General features: G+C 38.9%; 15 protein-coding genes. 6 read left to right on the forward strand and 9 right to left on the reverse strand.

All coding sequences use genetic code 11. The annotated features are described in order from the left end of the window. Nucleotides 1–66 precede the first annotated feature (66 nt). The 5 genes from FD46_RS02095 to glpO all read left to right on the forward strand — a co-directional run bounded on the left by FD46_RS02095 (nucleotide 67) and on the right by glpO (nucleotide 6,591). Nucleotides 67–1,116 carry a glycosyltransferase family 2 protein gene (locus FD46_RS02095; protein WP_057895532.1) on the forward strand — a complete coding sequence of 350 codons (1,050 nt, stop codon included), beginning with the start codon at nucleotides 67–69 and terminating at the stop codon, nucleotides 1,114–1,116. A gap of 47 nt (nucleotides 1,117–1,163) precedes the next feature. After that, the gene (locus tag FD46_RS02100) at nucleotides 1,164–2,102 is read left to right on the forward strand and encodes a glycosyltransferase (RefSeq protein WP_057895533.1); all 939 of its coding nucleotides are present in this window, start codon (nucleotides 1,164–1,166) and stop codon (nucleotides 2,100–2,102) included. A 59-nt stretch (nucleotides 2,103–2,161) separates the two neighbouring features. Beyond that, complete coding sequence (locus FD46_RS02105) at nucleotides 2,162–3,016, forward strand: S66 peptidase family protein (protein ID WP_057895534.1); 855 nt, start codon at nucleotides 2,162–2,164, stop codon at nucleotides 3,014–3,016. 208 nt (nucleotides 3,017–3,224) lie between these two features. Next, the gene (gene glpK / locus FD46_RS02110; RefSeq protein ID WP_057895680.1) at nucleotides 3,225–4,721 is read left to right on the forward strand and encodes a glycerol kinase GlpK; all 1,497 of its coding nucleotides are present in this window, start codon (nucleotides 3,225–3,227) and stop codon (nucleotides 4,719–4,721) included. Between the two features lie 34 nt (nucleotides 4,722–4,755). Beyond that, nucleotides 4,756–6,591 (forward strand): type 1 glycerol-3-phosphate oxidase, encoded by a 1,836-nt coding sequence (gene glpO, locus FD46_RS02115; protein ID WP_057895535.1) that lies wholly within the window; start codon nucleotides 4,756–4,758, stop codon nucleotides 6,589–6,591. Between the two features lie 215 nt (nucleotides 6,592–6,806). Here glpO and FD46_RS10315 read toward each other — a convergent pair whose 3' ends face one another. Both FD46_RS10315 and FD46_RS02120 read right to left on the reverse strand, forming a co-directional pair. After that, nucleotides 6,807–6,947 (reverse strand): hypothetical protein, encoded by a 141-nt coding sequence (locus FD46_RS10315; RefSeq protein WP_157047068.1) that lies wholly within the window; start codon nucleotides 6,945–6,947, stop codon nucleotides 6,807–6,809. Nucleotides 6,948–7,071: 124 nt separating this feature from the next. Continuing rightward, entirely contained in the window at nucleotides 7,072–7,470 is a 399-nt protein-coding gene (locus FD46_RS02120) for an iron-sulfur cluster biosynthesis family protein (protein ID WP_057895536.1), read from the reverse strand. Nucleotides 7,471–7,779: 309 nt separating this feature from the next. Here FD46_RS02120 and FD46_RS02125 point away from each other — a divergent pair, with 309 nt between their 5' ends. Continuing rightward, complete coding sequence (locus FD46_RS02125; protein ID WP_057895537.1) at nucleotides 7,780–8,754, forward strand: asparaginase; 975 nt, start codon at nucleotides 7,780–7,782, stop codon at nucleotides 8,752–8,754. A gap of 264 nt (nucleotides 8,755–9,018) precedes the next feature. On the opposite strand, the gene FD46_RS02130 is transcribed toward FD46_RS02125, so the two are convergent. The 7 genes from FD46_RS02130 to FD46_RS02160 all read right to left on the reverse strand — a co-directional run bounded on the left by FD46_RS02130 (nucleotide 9,019) and on the right by FD46_RS02160 (nucleotide 16,872). After that, complete coding sequence (locus FD46_RS02130) at nucleotides 9,019–10,059, reverse strand: baeRF6 domain-containing protein (RefSeq protein ID WP_057895538.1); 1,041 nt, start codon at nucleotides 10,057–10,059, stop codon at nucleotides 9,019–9,021. 145 nt (nucleotides 10,060–10,204) lie between these two features. Next, the gene (locus FD46_RS02135; protein WP_057895681.1) at nucleotides 10,205–11,329 is read right to left on the reverse strand and encodes an aminotransferase; all 1,125 of its coding nucleotides are present in this window, start codon (nucleotides 11,327–11,329) and stop codon (nucleotides 10,205–10,207) included. Nucleotides 11,330–11,378: 49 nt separating this feature from the next. Beyond that, nucleotides 11,379–12,497 carry a histidinol-phosphate transaminase gene (gene hisC, locus FD46_RS02140; protein ID WP_057895539.1) on the reverse strand — a complete coding sequence of 373 codons (1,119 nt, stop codon included), beginning with the start codon at nucleotides 12,495–12,497 and terminating at the stop codon, nucleotides 11,379–11,381. Between the two features lie 255 nt (nucleotides 12,498–12,752). Next, complete coding sequence (locus tag FD46_RS02145; RefSeq protein ID WP_057895540.1) at nucleotides 12,753–14,117, reverse strand: aldehyde dehydrogenase family protein; 1,365 nt, start codon at nucleotides 14,115–14,117, stop codon at nucleotides 12,753–12,755. Continuing rightward, nucleotides 14,117–15,403 (reverse strand): aspartate aminotransferase family protein, encoded by a 1,287-nt coding sequence (locus tag FD46_RS02150; RefSeq protein ID WP_057895541.1) that lies wholly within the window; start codon nucleotides 15,401–15,403, stop codon nucleotides 14,117–14,119. The genes FD46_RS02145 and FD46_RS02150 overlap by 1 nt, the downstream gene beginning before the upstream one ends. A 23-nt stretch (nucleotides 15,404–15,426) precedes the next feature. Next, the gene (locus FD46_RS02155; protein WP_057895542.1) at nucleotides 15,427–16,170 is read right to left on the reverse strand and encodes an amino acid ABC transporter ATP-binding protein; all 744 of its coding nucleotides are present in this window, start codon (nucleotides 16,168–16,170) and stop codon (nucleotides 15,427–15,429) included. Nucleotides 16,171–16,185: 15 nt separating this feature from the next. Beyond that, on the reverse strand, nucleotides 16,186–16,872 hold the full coding sequence (locus tag FD46_RS02160; protein ID WP_057895543.1) for an amino acid ABC transporter permease: 687 nt from the start codon (nucleotides 16,870–16,872) through the stop codon (nucleotides 16,186–16,188). Nucleotides 16,873–16,882 lie beyond the last annotated feature (10 nt).

Consider the following 16,882-nt stretch of genomic DNA (forward strand, 5'->3'; position numbering starts at 1 on the left):
CTAAATAAGATATAATATCTCAAGTGTTTTTCACGATGAATCGTCACAATTTTAGGAGTAAATTGAATGGAAAATGAACTTGTTAGTCTGATTCTCCCTGTATTTAATATTAAGGAAGAATCTTTAGAAAACTGCATTACTTCTCTTGAAAACCAAACCTATAATAATATCGAAATTATTTTAGTAGATGACGGTTCAACGAATAATGCTTACGAACTTTGTCAGCATTATGCAGACAAAGATGCCAGAGTCAAAGTAATCAGCCAGAAAAATGCTGGGGTTTCTGTAGCTCGTAATAATGGCCTCAAGAAATCACATGGCAGTTACATCGGCTTCATAGATCCTGATGATTGGGTTGCTGAAACATATGTTGCTGATCTCTTACGAGCATTACAAACTTCGAACGCTGATTTTGTTATTTCTGATTGCATCGTTAGCTACAATCATCACGATAAAAATAACCGTTTTCTTGATATAGCCGAAAGTGATTTAACTGGCGATAAAAAAAATCTTCTTTTATATCAATTAGTAGGAAAAAAGATCTGTGAATACTACCCACCTGAAATTGCAGCCGGTGTTCCTTGGGCAAAGTTGTTCAAGAAAAGTTTCATTGAAAAAAATAAACTCACCTTTATTCCTGGAATGAGACGAATGCAAGATAATATTTTTTGTTTGTATGCTATAGAATGTGCCGCTAAAATTCATTATCTCCCTAAAAAATTATATTACTACAGAAAAGAAGAGGGCTCAGCTTCATTTAAATATTCAGCAAAAATCGTTGAAAACTTTGAACGGTACTTTGATGAAACGTTTAAGTTCCTAGACACCTTTCATAAGGAAGCAATCATGTATAGTGCTCTTTATATGAAAGAACTGACAAGCTTTAATTCATTTCTTGGGCAATATTACTTCCATCCCTCAAATTCCAGCAGTTATTCAGATATCCGAAAGCAGCTTAATGTTCTTTTAAATACAAAAAGATATCAAGAGGCATTAAGCAAAATAGATTATCATTTGTTGAATAATCAAGAAAAGGTTTTTGTTTTTTGCTTAAAACACAAATTATACTTTGCTCTGAAAATACTTGTTTATATCAGAAACAAGTCTAAAAATTAATATTTTTTATTGTTCAGCAAAATTGTTTTAGCAAAGAGGGAAACAACATGAAAATATCGGTAGTCATAGCAACCTATAATGGTGAAAACTATATAACCAAGCAATTAACTTCTTTGCGGACCCAAAAACGTAAACCAGACGAGGTTTTAATTTATGATGATCATTCAACCGACAGTACAGCTGCTGAAGTACGGTCATATATTGCAAAACATGGACTTACTGGCTGGAACGTTATTGTTAACCATACAAACAAGGGTTGGCGGAGAACCTTTATGGAAGGACTTTGGGCCTCCTCTGGAGAGATTGTCTTTACCTGTGATCAAGATGATATTTGGCGTAGTGACAAACTGCAAATTATGGAAAAACTTATGCAGCAAAACAATAATATCAAATTGTTAGCCTCAAATTACCGAAAGTTTCTTTCTGTTCCTGGAGACAATCCCAGAAAAAGTATCGGTCCTTTAAAAAATACCAAACAGCTTATTAAAATTCCTGTGACAAACAATTACTTGAAAGTTACCTGCCCTGGATGTACCTACTGTATCAGAAGATCCTTAATCACACTTAGCAAAAAATACTGGCGTCCTGGTTATGCGCATGATGATCTGTTATGGCGCTTATCATTGCTTGGTGATGGTTTGTATGTTTACACAGATAACCTGATAAACTGGCGCAAACATCCAGACAGCGCCTATGCTAAGGAAAGCAGCAGCCTTAAAACAATTGCAAAAAAAGCGGACTGGATTATCATGACCGCACAGTTCAACAATGATATGCTGACATACCTGCAAGAAGATGTAGCTACCAAAAGTGTCCGTAAACTGCATATTTTACATAGAAATAAAAAGTGGCTTTTTCTTCGTACAAAGTTTTTCAAAAATAGAAACTTTTTTACAGGCTTGCACTTATTAAGTTATATTAATTGCTACCAACGGCTACGGCAATATCTTGGTGACTGGTACTTGTTGTTTTTAAAAAGACGTTAGCGGTAAATTCTGCTTATCTTTTGAATCCTATTGTTCTTACTATGTGAAGAGGTGTTTTTATGGATAAAAATCTAAGTGCCGGTGATACAATCGCTCTGGTTGCAAATTCTGACCCTCTCCTTCTCTCAGAAAAAACGCTTGTGTCAGAGTTGGTAAAGCTCTTAGAAAACTGGAAGCTTAAAGTTAAACTTAGTCCTATACTATACTCTTCTGGTCTTGACCTTGCTCCAGTAAAAGCCCGCATTATGAATCAAGCTTTTGCGGACCAAAATGTTAAAGTTATTTTCGATCTGTCAGGCGGTAATATGGCTAATACTATTTTGCCCTTTCTCAATTTCACCGCACTTCACAAAACACCAAAACTTTTTTGCGGTTACAGTGATCTGACTTCTGTTTTAAACGCCCTCTATGCTCAAGTACAAGTTCCAGCCTGCCTGTTTCAAATAAAAACACTTGTTCAAGATAATTCGGGAAAACAAGCCCGGCTTTTCTATGATACTTTTTTTAAAAAAAGTACCGAACTCTATCATTTCGATTATTCATTCATTCGCGGCAATAACGCTGCTGGAAAAATAATCGGTGGTAATATCCGCTGTTTTTTGAAACTTGCCGGCACGAAATTTTTCCCTGATCTCAGCGGTAAAATTCTTTTTTTAGAAAGTTATAGCGGTCAACTCCCCTTATTATTCTCACAATTTAGCCAACTTACTCAACTGCCGCATTTTTCTAAGCTAGCGGCAATAATGCTAGGAACTTTTACAAAATATGAACAATCCAAGCCATCGTTTCCCCCTGCTGAACTTCTTGCAGCTTCTTTACCTGCCAGCTGTCATTTTCCAATTATTCAAACTGATAAAATCGGACACTCTAAAACATCCCGCGCACTCCTTTTAGGAAAAAGGTACAGCTTTTAAATAGTGCAAGAAGCAATAGTGCTTAAAATATAAAGGCAAGTTATAGGCAATTTTAGGTTTTACAAAATTTAATTAATTTAAACTAATTAACAAAGACTTCTATTCGTGATATGATTTACTTGTAAACAAATGATACCGTTTACAAAATCATGCAAATAGTTCAGTAACTTAAGCAAGGAAGTGATTAACGTTGACCAAGAACTACGTAATGGCCATAGATGAAGGAACTACTAGTACTCGTGCTATTATTTTTGACCATGCTGGAAAAAAAGTTGCAGATGCGCAACGAGAATTCCCGCAATATTTCCCACAACCGGGTTGGGTGGAGCATAATGCCAATGAAATTTGGAATGCGATCCTTTCAACTATTGCCAACGCTTTTATCGGATCAGGTATCAAACCTTCCCAAATAAGCGGTATTGGGATTACTAACCAACGAGAAACTACTATCGTTTGGGATAAAAAGACAGGTCTTCCAATCTACAATGCAATTGTTTGGCAATCTCGCCAAACAGCACCGATTGCTGAGCAATTAATTAAAGATGGTTATACAGACCTGATTCATGACCATACAGGACTTGTAACCGATGCATATTTTTCAGCGACTAAAATTCGTTGGATTCTTGATCATGTCAAGGGTGCTCAGGAAAGAGCCGAAAAGGGTGAATTGTTATTCGGTACAATCGATACTTGGATTGTCTGGAAACTAACTGGCGGTGATGTACATGTCACGGACTATACCAATGCTAGCCGTACCATGTTATTTAATATCCACGATCTCAAATGGGATGATGAAATTCTCAACATTTTAAATATTCCTAAGGCGATTCTGCCGGAAGTCCGCTCGAACTCTGAAATTTACGGCAAGACAAAGGATTATCATTTCTATGGGTCTGAGGTTCCCATCAGCGGGATGGCAGGAGACCAGCAAGCAGCATTGTTCGGACAAATGGCCTTTGAGCCAGGAACCGTTAAAAATACTTATGGAACCGGTGCATTCATTGTAATGAATACAGGAGAAAAACCACAGTTATCTCATAATAATCTGCTGACCACTATCAGTTACGGCGTTAATGGCAAGGTTTCTTATGCTCTAGAAGGCTCTATTTTCGTGGCGGGTTCCGCTATTCAATGGCTGCGTGATGGTATGCGCTTAATTGAAAGCGCTCCCGAATCAGAAAAGATGGCAACTGACTCAAAAGACGGGAATGAAGTTTATGTAGTTCCTGCCTTTACCGGTTTAGGGGCACCTTACTGGGATTCTGAGGCCCAAGGTTCTGTTTTCGGGCTATCTCGTGGGACAACGCGTGAAGATTTCGTGAAAGCCACTCTCCAATCTCTTGCCTATCAGACCCGGGATGTCGTAGAAACAATGAAAAAAGATACTAAAATTGACATTCCAGTATTAAAAGTTGATGGTGGCGCGGCTTTGAACAGCTGGTTAATGCAGTTTCAGGCAGATATTTTAGATATTGAGATTATGCGCGCTGCTGATTTGGAAACTACAGCGCTCGGTGCTGCATTTCTGGCGGGGCTGGCAGTGGGTTATTGGAAAGATCTGGATGAACTTAAGGCTTCATACACTGTTGGCGAGAGTTTTAAACCTCATATGAACACTGATGAACGCAACAATCTTTATGGCGGTTGGACTTCTGCTGTAAAAGCAACTCAAATCTTCAAACATGTTCCTTACCAAAGTAAATAAAACAAGCTTAAATTGAAATGAAGGAGGAAATATTATGACTTTTTCTGCAACAACACGACAACAAAACATTGAAAGATTACAAAATGAAACTTTGGATTTGTTGATCATCGGTGGCGGTATTACTGGCGCAGGAGTTGCTATTCAAGCAAGTGCTATGGGCATTAAAACCGGTTTGATCGAAATGCAAGATTTTGCCGAAGGAACTTCTTCGCGTTCTACCAAACTGGTTCATGGCGGTATTCGGTACTTAAAAACTTTCGACGTAGAGGTGGTATCCGATACCGTTAAAGAACGTGCGGTTGTTCAACATATCGCTCCGCACATCCCTACTCCGGATCCGATGCTGTTGCCGATTTATGATGAGCCCGGAGCTACTTTCGACATGTTTTCAGTCAAAGTGGCAATGGACCTTTATGATAAGCTGGCTAATGTAACTGATCCGAAATTCACGAATTATACTCTCTCTAAAAAAGAAGTCCTCCAGCGTGAACCGCAATTAAGATCTGAAAACCTTAAAGGCGGCGGTGTATATCTGGACTTTCGCAACAATGATGCTCGGCTGGTAATTGAAAATATTAAAAAAGCCCACGAAAATGGTGGTGTTTTAGCTAGCCATGTTAAGGCCATTGGTTTAATACATGATGACAATAATCAGGTTATCGGTGTCAAAGCAAAGGATATGAAAACTGGAAAAACATTTTCAATCCGTGCACACATCGTAATAAATACTACTGGTCCTTGGTCAGATCAGATTCGCAAACTTAATGGAGAATCAGAATTCAAACCGCAGATGCGTCCGACTAAGGGTATACATTTAGTTGTAGATGCTAAGAAACTGACAGTTCCGCAGCCGACTTACTTTGACTCTGGAGACCAAGACGGACGGATGATTTTTGTAGTTCCACGCGAAAATAAAACTTACTTTGGTACTACTGACACTGATTACCATGGCGATTTTCAACATCCAACTGTCACTCAAGAAGATGTTGACTACCTGTTAGGTATTATCAACAACCGTTTTCCAAGTGCACGCATTACTTTGGACGATGTTGAATCAAGCTGGGCTGGTTTACGTCCTCTTATTGCCAGCAATGGCAGTTCTGATTATAACGGCGGAAACTCCGGCAAAATTACCGACAAGAGTTTTAAGAAAGTAATCGACATCGTCGACCAATATGAAAATCAAAAGGTCAGCCGTGAAGATGTTGAAGCGGTGTTGAAAGATGTTGAAAGCTCCCTTTCAGAAGGCAAACTTAATCCTTCTTCAGTTTCTCGCGGAAGTTCACTAACAATTGCTCCAGACGGTTTGTTAACACTAGCTGGTGGCAAGCTTACCGACTACCGAAAGATGGCTGCTGGGGCCTTAGCTCTAATCAACAAATTTCTGCATGATAAATTCGATCAGAATCATATACCTGTTGATTCCAAAAAGCTGCCTGTGTCTGGAGGCGACATTGATCCTAATAATGTTGAAGCTACAATTGATTTTTATGCTAAACAAGGCACCGATAATGGTCTCAGCAAGAAAGATGCACTGCAGATAGCACATCTTTACGGTTCAAATGCAGCTCGAGTCTTTAGCTTGATTGGCAAAGTTGAAGCTGCTCCCGGTCTTAACTTAGCAGAATCCATTAGTCTGCGCTATTCTCTAGATGAAGAAATGACCTTAACACCTGTTGACTACTTGTTACGGCGGACAAACCATATCTTGTTCATGCGTGACACACTAGATGACATTAAGGATGGGGTTATTAATGAAATGGCACGCTACTTCAACTGGGATTCAGCCACAAAACAAGCTGAAACAGAGAAATTAGCAAAGACAGTTGCAGAATCCGATTTAACTGCTTTAAAAAACAATAATAAATAGTTTTAACAGACTTATTACTAGTTAGACTGTAAGAAAGTGTGCCACTAGTCGTTAGGGCTTGGGCATTAACTGCGAATTATTCATAGTTAGATTCGAACTATGTTCGTAGTTCGCAGTTAAGCGGAAAAGACTGGCTATCGAAACACTTTAATACACATATTGCAGCTTAAAACAAGGAGGCTGGGTCAAAAGTTAACTTTTGACTCAGCCCCTTTTTATCTTGTATTACCTTGACCAACGTGTTTCAATGGACCGCTCTTTCCCAGCAGCATTCCATTTACATAACCCAGTTTTATCAGAATTCCATTTTTTATCGTTTCATGTGAAACTGTCTTTTGTTGCTTAAAATTAACCAACTTTATTTTGACTACAAAAAGAGCCACCTTCATCTAATTGGTAATGAAGAGTGGCTTTACATTTATAACATTAAAGAATATAAACAGATAGTCAGAATATAATCAAAGTACCTAAACCTAAAAGCTAGCAATCATGGCTGCCTTGTGTTTGCCGTTCTTTCTTATCAGCTTGATTTTCTTCATCCGTTCCTGCATAAACCGAAACCACACCGTCAATAACACCGCCATTATCTTTCAATACAAAATTGTTATGGTCAAAATCCAAGGTTAAACCATCACCCAAGAATGGTTCTTCTATCTTGGAAATAAAGAAAGAATAATCAGTATCACTTTCAAGGGGAATCTGGTAATCAGCATCTTTTTGTTTTAATGCAATAATTTGAAACTTATCACCGATTGAGCAGGAACCTCCAACATGAGAATACTTGTTAGACCCATCATCAGCATTAATCAATAAAATATTATTATTTTTTACGCTTTCTGCAAGTTTCTCTTTTGCAGCATCTTTAATCACAATCTTCATGTTGTATCTTCCTTTCTAAAAAGATCCGTTAAGTTAGCTTTAGTAATTCACTAACTAATTGTCTATACTGAACTTACCATAATTATTACTTTGAACAAAATTATCTGCTTAATCTGCCAAGTTTTAGTGCTGCTTACCAAGCAGACAGCGACTCTAATGTTTCAGAGCACCCCTTAAGGTCGCTTTCAGCATTAAATTTCTAGTTCCCTTACTGCTGACGATAAAAAAATCTCTAACAGTTCTTTTCAAAACAGCAACCGCAGTTTATTATAAAGGATAGTGCAATTTTATTTTAAAGGGGGTTAAAAAATGAAAACAATTCTAGCAATCCACACTGGTGGAACAATTTCGATGTCTCAAAATGAAAACGGTGAAGTCGTTCCTAACAGCGAAAATCCAATTGCTAAAGAACAGGTAATTCTAAAGGGACAAATCAACTTGATTACAGATAATCTCTTTAACCTGCCTTCTCCCCATATTACTCCGCAAATAATGCTTAAACTTAAGCAACGTATCTTAAAAGCAATTACACACGGGATTGACGGTGTCGTCATCACACACGGAACAGATACGCTGGAGGAAACTGCGTATTTTCTTGATCTCACGCTGCCTAATACAGTCCCAGTCGTTTTAACCGGTGCCATGCGTTCCTCAAATGAAGTCGGTTCAGACGGACTTTATAACTTTCAAAATGCAATTTCAATTGCAGCTACTCCTGAATCTTATGGAAAGGGAGTTCTAGTAGCAATGAATGATGAAATCCATACGGCCCGTTTTGTTACCAAAACGCACACTACTAATGTAGATACCTTTAGGACTCCGACCTTTGGCCCAATCGGGATAGTTACTCAGCACAAAGCAAAGTATTTCCAAGAATTGATTCAAACTGAAGTGTGCGATATTGATCATGTAATTGAAGGAGTATACCTCTTAAAGGCCTATGCTGGTGTGAACGGTGACCTTTTTTCTGCTTTAGATAACGAAAAAACACGTGGTCTTGTTATTGAAGGGCTTGGTGCTGGCAATGTTCCGCCTCAGGCGCTTCCTGCTATTCAAAAGTTATTAGACCGCCACATTCCGATAGTCCTAGTATCACGCTGCTACAATGGTGTTGCTCAAAAAATTTACGATTACGTTGGAGGCGGGATTCAACTTGAAAAAATGGGATTGATTTTGTGTCAGGGATTAAACGGACAAAAAGCACGTATCAAGCTGCTTGTAGCGCTTAGTAATGGTAAAAAAGGAGCACAGTTACACGAGTTTGTCAGTAATGCTATCTCATAATTCAATGTTATACATTTTTTATCCGCAACACAAAATGACTGGGCCAAAAGTTATGTTTTGGCTCAGCTTTTTTGTGCTCTCTTGCAGTTTCCATATTAACGTGTTTCAATAATCAGCTTTTTCTGCTTAAAACCTAACTACTATTGGCACACTCTTCCTCAAAATGTTTTTTATCTCGGAAGAACCCATCTAATAGTGTATCGTAGTATAAGATACACTATTTTTACCCTTTTAGTTTATTTGTTGCAGACTCAAAAACTATACTCAATGTGCTACTGCACTTATCAGCGGCATCTGAGGCTGTTCACTCACAATAGAAACAGCTGTTTTTTGAAGCAATGCCTGTTTAATCAAATGGTTGATCTTTGGATATAACTCAGGTTCTTTTTTATCAATCTCAGAACGTGATGCAACAAATAAGTAACGAATATCACGTGAATTCAGCATGTTTTGAATATTGGTAAAGTCAGTGAATAAATTATCTTTGTAATTTTTAGTTACTGCCGCAGCAGAATATTCTTTATTGTAAACTTCAAGTTTTTTATTTACTAAATTAGAAATTTCTGCGAGCGATAACTTTTGTGCTGATTGGCTGATTTTAACAGCAGAAATGGATAAGCGTTCGTTAAGCCTTTGAAAGAGATTAATATTTTGTGGCAGCCCCATCAAAATAAAAAAGTTTTCATTTAAAGAAGTTTTGTTAGCTAAAAAATCGATAAGGTAGCGATAATACCTTTCCTGATCAATTTGTTTTTCCTGACTGACTTCACCATGTCCATGATAAAGCGTCTCGCCGCCTCTCGCTTTAAAATTCAACTCACCTTTGCTAATCTCACTTCCAAGCGCGTCTTGCAAGGCAACCGGATAATCCTTAATCTGCAACGCGCTTACCCTTTTATTCTGTAGACGAAATAACTTGCTGCTGTCGCGATTCAGTTCAATTAAAGTATAATCATGGTTAGGCGATTCGCTTAACAATAATAAGAAGTCAACCCCATTCCCTATTCGATAATCAGTTTTATCAATACTAGTACGCGTGACATAGTAGATTTTTGCAGCATCATGATCCGTGATCATTGTCACGCCCGCATATGGCAGTTGCTGCCGAATCAAATCATTCACCTCAGTAATAAAAGGCTCGACTTTTGATCCCAAACTGCTTTTGATTTCTCTGAGAATGTTTTTAACTCGTAGTTGTTCAGCCTCATCATAAGACAGCTTGCTTAAGTTCAAGTTCAAAGTAATCATTGGCTTAGTTACATCAGGTAATTTTACTAACTCGGAAATAGTTGTTTTAATTGCCATTGTAAACACTCCTTTTAATCTGAACACTCAAACGTAGCTTCCATTTACAGTATAGCAAACTAAGCTGGCTAAATGACAAGAAAGTGCCTTGTAAAGTTAACAAGACAATATCCTATTAAAAACAACACAATTCTTTTCCCATTTCTTATACATCAAATTTTCTAAGATATTGCGATAACAACGCCAGCCCCTTCTTCAAGATCTCCTTATCACAGCAATAACCCAAACGAGCGTGTTGCGGTATTCCAAAAACAGTTCCCGGAACTAACAGTACTCCGGTATTCTTTAGTAGAGAAACACAAAATGAATAATCATCTTCAGGAATGATTAATTTAATAAATGATGTTGAAACATAGTGGGGTAAAACCAAGTCAACCCGTGGCTCTTTTACTACCCATTTTTTGACGGTTTCCAGGTTTTCGGACACAATTTTTTGGTTGCGCTGAATGATTTTTTCTTTGTTTGTCAACGCCAGCTCAGCTAATTCATTATCTAATACTCCGCTGCTGATCAGAGTATAATCTCTGTATTTGCGCATTAACTCAATAACTTCACTGTTACGTGAAGCAATCCAACCAATTCTAAGACCAGGAAGTGAATAAGTTTTTGATAGGGAGTTGGTAGCAATCCCATTTTCATAGACATCTGCAATCGAAACAAACTCTTCACCAGCCAGTAATGGGGCATAAACTTCGTCAACAAGAACATAAGCACCAACCTTACGCGCAATCGCAGCAATACGCGTGAGCTTTTCTTGACTGAGCAGTGTCCCTGTAGGATTATTGGCATTGTTTAAACAGATCATCTTAGTGGCTGGGGTAACAGCTGCCGCCAGTTTATCTACCTCAAGCTGCCAATCAGAATTTTCTTCCAAATAAACAAAGTCCACTTGTACCCCAAAAGAACGCGGAATGTCGTAAAGCTGCTGATAAGTGGGAAACATCGTAACAACATGGTCCCCAGGGTTCAACAAAGCATACATCGCTAGAAAATTAGCTCCAGTTGCGCCATTGGTTTGCAAAACATTGTCAGCAGAAATTTTTTGATACAATTTAGCAACAAGGCTTTTAAAATTTGGGGAACCTTCAATCCAGCCGTAGTCTAAAGCTTTGTGAGCGTGCTTTTCCAAAAAGACTGTTATGTTTGTATCCGTTAAAACAGCCAATTCTTTCAGCGTCAAAGCAGCAATCGAACTTTGTGAGATGTCATAACGAGCCTTTTTTTCCCAAGTGTTAAGCCATTCTTCAACACCGAACTTTGCTATTTCAATAATTATCACCCCATCTTTAAAGTCTTCACCTGTTTTGGGGGTACCAAAGTTATTGTTCCTCAACCTTAACCCGCAATAACTTCTTGAGTTCTGTTATTAATCGTGCATTCTCAGTTTCTTTACCAACTGTGATCCGAACGTGATGCGGATAACCCCATGCATCGCACTCACGAATAATTACGCCGTGTGACATCAATTCTGCGCAAGTTTCACTAGAAGACAAATTGTTTGGCAATTTTGCAAAAATGAAGTTTGACTGGGATGAAGTCACTTCAAACCCTAGCTGGATCAGCTTATCTGAAAGCTGCTTTTTTTCTTTCAACAGTTTTTGCTTGATCTCACCAGCTTCTTCTTGATCCAGCAACAAAGATGCACGTGCTGCAAAAAGGCCAACACGATTAACACAAAACGGTTCAGTAATTGTATCGTATGCTGAAATAACTTTTGAGCGAGCTAGGATATAGCCAACACGTGCTCCAGCAAGCCCATAATATTTAGAAAATGTCCGAATGATCACTAATTTTTTCTGGTCTAGTTTTTCTGTCAAGTGTGCCCTTTGGCCTGCTTGAATAAAGTCTGCATAAGCCTCATCCACAACTACCCACACTTTATCACCCACTTCATCAATAAAGCGTTCGATTTCTTGGGGTGCGTTGATCGCTCCAGTTGGATTATTAGGATTGCACAGCCAGATCATTTTCGTTTTGGGAGTAATTGCAGCTTTAAAAGCAGCAAAATCATAGGTAAAATCAGCTTTAACAGGCACGGCTTTGACTTTTGCTCCCATCAAAAGCGAAACTTCACGATAAAGACGATAAGTTGGTTTAGCAATTAGGACTTCGTCCCCTTCATCCAAGAATAGCCGAGAAGTCGTTTCAATCACGTTTCCTGCACCGCCACCAAGCGCTACATTTTTACTTGTAAGACCATTTTGAGTAGCAATAGCTGCAATTAAATTAACGTAATCATCTTCGGGATAGCGATTTACATATTTCAAGCTTTCTTTCATCGCGGCACGTGCGTTCGTATATGGGCCATAAGGATTTTCGTTTGACCCCAGTTTGACCACAGACTTCAAATTGTATTTTTTAAGAACAGCTGCTTCAGTTTCGCCTGCAATATATGGCTGACAATCATCAACCTGTCTACGCAAATTCAACTCTGCCATATTTATTCACCCCATCTTTAGAATGAGACTTGGTCGAAAGCTATATTTTGACCCGGTCTCTTTGTTTTAACCTGTAGTATGCAAACTAACATCTTCCAGTACTCAAAAATTGCTAACACTGTCATACTCTTTTCTCAAACACAAAAAAGGATTTAATATATTCGCTTATTTGAATATGTTAAATTCTTTTTTGTTAGAATTTCACTATGAAAATAACCCTTAAGCAGCAGCACACAATAACTTTTTAAAAACTACTTATTTAAAAACAATAATTTTTTGATTAGTAAATTCATAAAGCCCTAAATCACTCATTTCCCGGCCATAGCCAGAGTGCTTAACTCCTCCAAATGGCAATTCTGGATATGCTCCAGAAGGTCGGTTAATAAAAACCTGTCCTGTTTCAATCTGGGAAGCTACACGATGAGCACGTGTTTCATCTTTTCCGTAGACAGCCCCAGCTAATCCATAATCTGAATCATTTGCTAAAGCGACAACTTCATCATCGTTTTCTGCAATAAAAACTTGTGCCACCGGGCCAAAGAATTCTTGACGATAAGCTGGATTATCAGTTGTCACATCAGTTAAGACAACTGGTTTGAAAAAATTACCTTTTCCTTCAACGATCCCGCCTTCTACCAAAACTTTTGCCCCGCGTGCAATTGCAGTATCAACTTGTTTCTGCAATTCTACAGCCGCATTATGTGAGGAAAGTGGTGCCAATTCAGTTGTCTCATCAAGCGGATCACCCATCTGCTGGGTTGTAAATGTTTTTTTGATTCCTGCAATAAATTCTGCGGCAACCTTTTTTTCAACGATAAAACGCTTAGCTGAGGTACAAACTTGGCCGCAATTACGCAATCTAGCCGAAGTTGCATCAGCGACTGCAAGTCTCAGATCCGCATCATCTAAAATTGCAAAAACATCACTTCCGCCAAGCTCCATCGTTGATTTGACTAGACTTTTCCCTGCTGCACCGGCAATCGTTCTGCCGACTGCCTCTGAACCAGTCAGCGCTACTCCTTGAACACGCTCATCAGCAATAATTTGTGAAACCTGCTTATGCGAAACAAAAAGATTTTTAAATGCTCCTTCTTCCCAGCCAGCTTCTTGTACCATTTTTTCCAATAGACTTGCGCACCCAGCGACAATGCCAGCATGTTTCAAGACAACTGGATTTCCAATTAGATAATTAGGAGCCAGTACGCGCACGACTTGTGAGTAAGGAAAGTTCCACGGTTCAATGCTGGCAATAATTCCTAGGGAGTGATACTCCAGAAGTGCTTTTTTACCGCCCGCATACGAATATGGCTTGGACTGCAGCAATTCAACGTTACTCGCATAGTATTCAGCAAGTTTGACGCATAATTCAACTTCTCCGCGTCCTTCACTGAGACGCTTCCCCATGTTAAGAGCCGCCTCATGTGCCAACTCTTCTTTATGTGCAAGCAAAACTTCTCCAAAACGCTTCAACTTTGCCGCTCTGGCTGCAACTGCAACTTTTTTTTGCTTTTGATAGAAATCTTCAGCTTTTTTTAAAGCAGCTTCAATTTCAGCATCGCTTTGTACTGAAAAAGTTTTAAGCGTTTCTCCAGTATAAGGGTTGGTCACAGTATACCCCATTAATTTTCACCTGCTTTTTTCAGACTTAAGCCGATACTCTTGTCAAGAATTGCAATGGCTTTATCAACTTCGGATCTTTCAATAATCAGTGGCGGAATAAATCTAATTACATTATGAAATACACCACAATTTAGTAATATCAAATGTTCATTCAAAGCTTCTTCACGAATTGCTGCAACCAGTTCAGTTGCCGGTTTGCCATCAGCCTGCCGGAATTCGATCCCAATCATCAAGCCTAGACCACGTACACTGCTGATAATGGAATATTTTTGCTGTAGTTTTTGCAGTTCGGCAGTAAAGTAAGCACCAGTTTTTCTAACATGCTGCAAAAAATCATCATCCATAATATCCAAGACAGCGGAACCAGCAGCACAAGCTAATGGATTTCCGCCGAATGTACCGCCGTGAGCTCCAGGCTCCCATTGATCCATATACTTTTTCTTGCCGATTACCGCACTCAGCGGAATCCCGTTTGCAATTCCTTTCGCAGATGTCAAAACATCCGGCTGGATGCCATAATGATCCTTAGCAAAAAGGTTCCCTGTTCGTCCGTAGCCGCTCTGAACTTCATCAAAAATCAAAAAAATTCCATAACGATCACAGATCTCGCGTAACTTAACCAAAAATTCCTTTGGTGCTGGAAGATACCCGCCTTCACCTTGTACCGGCTCAACCACAATACATGCTGCTTGTGATGGTGCCAATACATTATGAAAGAGCTGTTCCAGTTGTCCTAAACAGCGAGCAACCTCTTTTTCTTTTGTTAAGCTGGTATTATAGATATCGGGAAAATCAACGTGGTAAACCGGCGGTAAAACACCTTCATAGTTTTTACGATACTGTGCATTTGAAGCGGTCATTGCAGCAGTTAACAGTGTTCGTCCATGAAAAGAGCGCGTAAAAGCAATAATTCCACTTCGTTTAGTTACGCTTAAAGCCAACTTGACTGCCCCTTCATTAGCTTCAGCTCCACTATTGGAAAAATAAACTTTATAATCCCTTCCAACACGTGCGACCAATTTTTCTGCCAACTCAATATAAGAAGGGTAGTAGACAACATTGTGTCCGCCGTGTACCAATTCATGCAACTGCTTTTCAACAGCCTTGACAACAACCGGGTTATTATGGCCGCAATTAACGACCCCAACTCCAGCAGCAAAATCAAGATACTTTTCACCGTTTTCGTCAGTCAAATAGGCTCCGTTTCCTTTTACAATTCCTAACTTTGTTGCACGCTGGGCTACTGGCGGTAAAACTGCCAACGAGCGTTCATATAATGACTTCAATTTGCTTCACTCCTTGTGGGCAATTACATTACTTTAGATAAAAATGAGCGTGTCCTTGCATTATCTGTTTCTTTAAAAATATGTTTGGCAGTTCCGCTGTCAGCAATCATTCCATCGTTCATAAATAAGACCTTATCAGCAATATTTTGTGCAAATGACATCTCATGCGTCACAATAATCATTGTCATACCGTTTTTGGCTAATCGCTCCATAACATCTAAAACATCGCCAACCATTTCCGGATCAAGAGCTGAGGTCGGTTCATCAAAGAGCATTACTTCTGGGTTCATTGCCAGAGCACGTGCAATCGCAACACGCTGCTGCTGTCCGCCTGACAAAGACTGGGGATATGCTTCAGCTTTCTCTGATAGTCCAACTTGTTCGAGCAGTTCGTGAGCATGTTCAGTTGCTTCTGCAGACGATGCAACTTTCAATTTAATTGGAGAGAAGGTGATATTTTCCAAAACCGTTTTATGTGGAAAAAGATTAAACTGTTGAAAAACCATTCCCATCTTCTGCCGCAGCAAACATAATTTTTCTTTGCTTGCTCCGTTGACATTTTCACCTTCAAACAAAACTTTTCCTTCATAATCGTCTTCTAAACGGTTTAAACAACGCAGCAAAGTACTTTTACCACTGCCAGAAGGCCCGATCAAAACTACTTTTTCGGATTTTTTAACACTAAACGAAATATCTTTTAAAACAACATTTTCACCAAAAGCCTTTTTAAGATCATCAACTTCAATAATATTTTGTTCCGCGCTCATTTTTTCATCTCCCTCCTAATTACTCTGCAGGTATTTGCGCCCCATCTTCTTTTCCAGAAGCTGCATCAACTGTGACAAAATAAAGGTTAAGACAAAATAAATCAGTGCAGCAACGATCAACGGCGGTACGAAATCATATAAAGTTCCGCCAACCCCTAATGCTTGAGCAGTTACTTCTTGTACCCCAATATAAAACAAGACTGATGACTCCTTAACTAAGGAAATGAATTCGTTCCCTAATGCCGGCAAAATATTGCGTACAGCTTGAGGCAAGATGATCGAAAACATTGTTGTCCTATCACTCAAACCTAATGAAAGACCAGCTTCTGTCTGCCCATTAGGAATTGAAATAATTCCAGAACGGAAAATCTCAGCAGTATACGCACCAGAATTAATACCTAGTGCGATTGAACCTGGAATTACACGATCTAAGCCAGAGCCAAGGAACTGAATTTGCGGCACTTCTAAAACTTTAGAAAGTGTGTAGTAAATCAACATTACTTGAATCATTGCAGGTGTCCCTCTTACGATTGCTATATAAACGCGTGCAATGTATGAAAAAACCCTTACCTTAGAAAGACGCATCATAACAAAGATCAATCCAAGCAAGATGCCTATAAGGATACCAATTATAGAAATAATGATAGTTTGTGCAGTTCCTTCAACAAAAACGGGATAGTACTGTTTTAAAAAATCGAACATTTACTTCACC

The organism is Liquorilactobacillus oeni DSM 19972, from assembly GCF_001436275.1.
GTDB classification, from domain to species: domain Bacteria; phylum Bacillota; class Bacilli; order Lactobacillales; family Lactobacillaceae; genus Liquorilactobacillus; species Liquorilactobacillus oeni.

Excerpts from the sequence above, each read along its gene's own strand:
- FD46_RS02095 (WP_057895532.1), top strand. The coding sequence starts at position 67 with ATGGAAAATGAACTTGTTAGTCTGATTCTCCCTGTATTTAATATTAAG.
- FD46_RS02100 (WP_057895533.1), top strand. The coding sequence starts at position 1,164 with ATGAAAATATCGGTAGTCATAGCAACCTATAATGGTGAAAACTATATA.
- hisC (WP_057895539.1), bottom strand. The coding sequence starts at position 12,497 with ATGGCAGAGTTGAATTTGCGTAGACAGGTTGATGATTGTCAGCCATAT.
- glpK (WP_057895680.1), top strand. The coding sequence starts at position 3,225 with ATGGCCATAGATGAAGGAACTACTAGTACTCGTGCTATTATTTTTGAC.
- FD46_RS02125 (WP_057895537.1), top strand. The coding sequence starts at position 7,780 with ATGAAAACAATTCTAGCAATCCACACTGGTGGAACAATTTCGATGTCT.
- FD46_RS02160 (WP_057895543.1), bottom strand. The coding sequence starts at position 16,872 with ATGTTCGATTTTTTAAAACAGTACTATCCCGTTTTTGTTGAAGGAACT.
- FD46_RS02155 (WP_057895542.1), bottom strand. The coding sequence starts at position 16,170 with ATGAGCGCGGAACAAAATATTATTGAAGTTGATGATCTTAAAAAGGCT.
- FD46_RS02120 (WP_057895536.1), bottom strand. The coding sequence starts at position 7,470 with ATGAAGATTGTGATTAAAGATGCTGCAAAAGAGAAACTTGCAGAAAGC.
- FD46_RS02105 (WP_057895534.1), top strand. The coding sequence starts at position 2,162 with ATGGATAAAAATCTAAGTGCCGGTGATACAATCGCTCTGGTTGCAAAT.
- FD46_RS02145 (WP_057895540.1), bottom strand. The coding sequence starts at position 14,117 with ATGGGGTATACTGTGACCAACCCTTATACTGGAGAAACGCTTAAAACT.
- FD46_RS02130 (WP_057895538.1), bottom strand. The coding sequence starts at position 10,059 with ATGGCAATTAAAACAACTATTTCCGAGTTAGTAAAATTACCTGATGTA.
- glpO (WP_057895535.1), top strand. The coding sequence starts at position 4,756 with ATGACTTTTTCTGCAACAACACGACAACAAAACATTGAAAGATTACAA.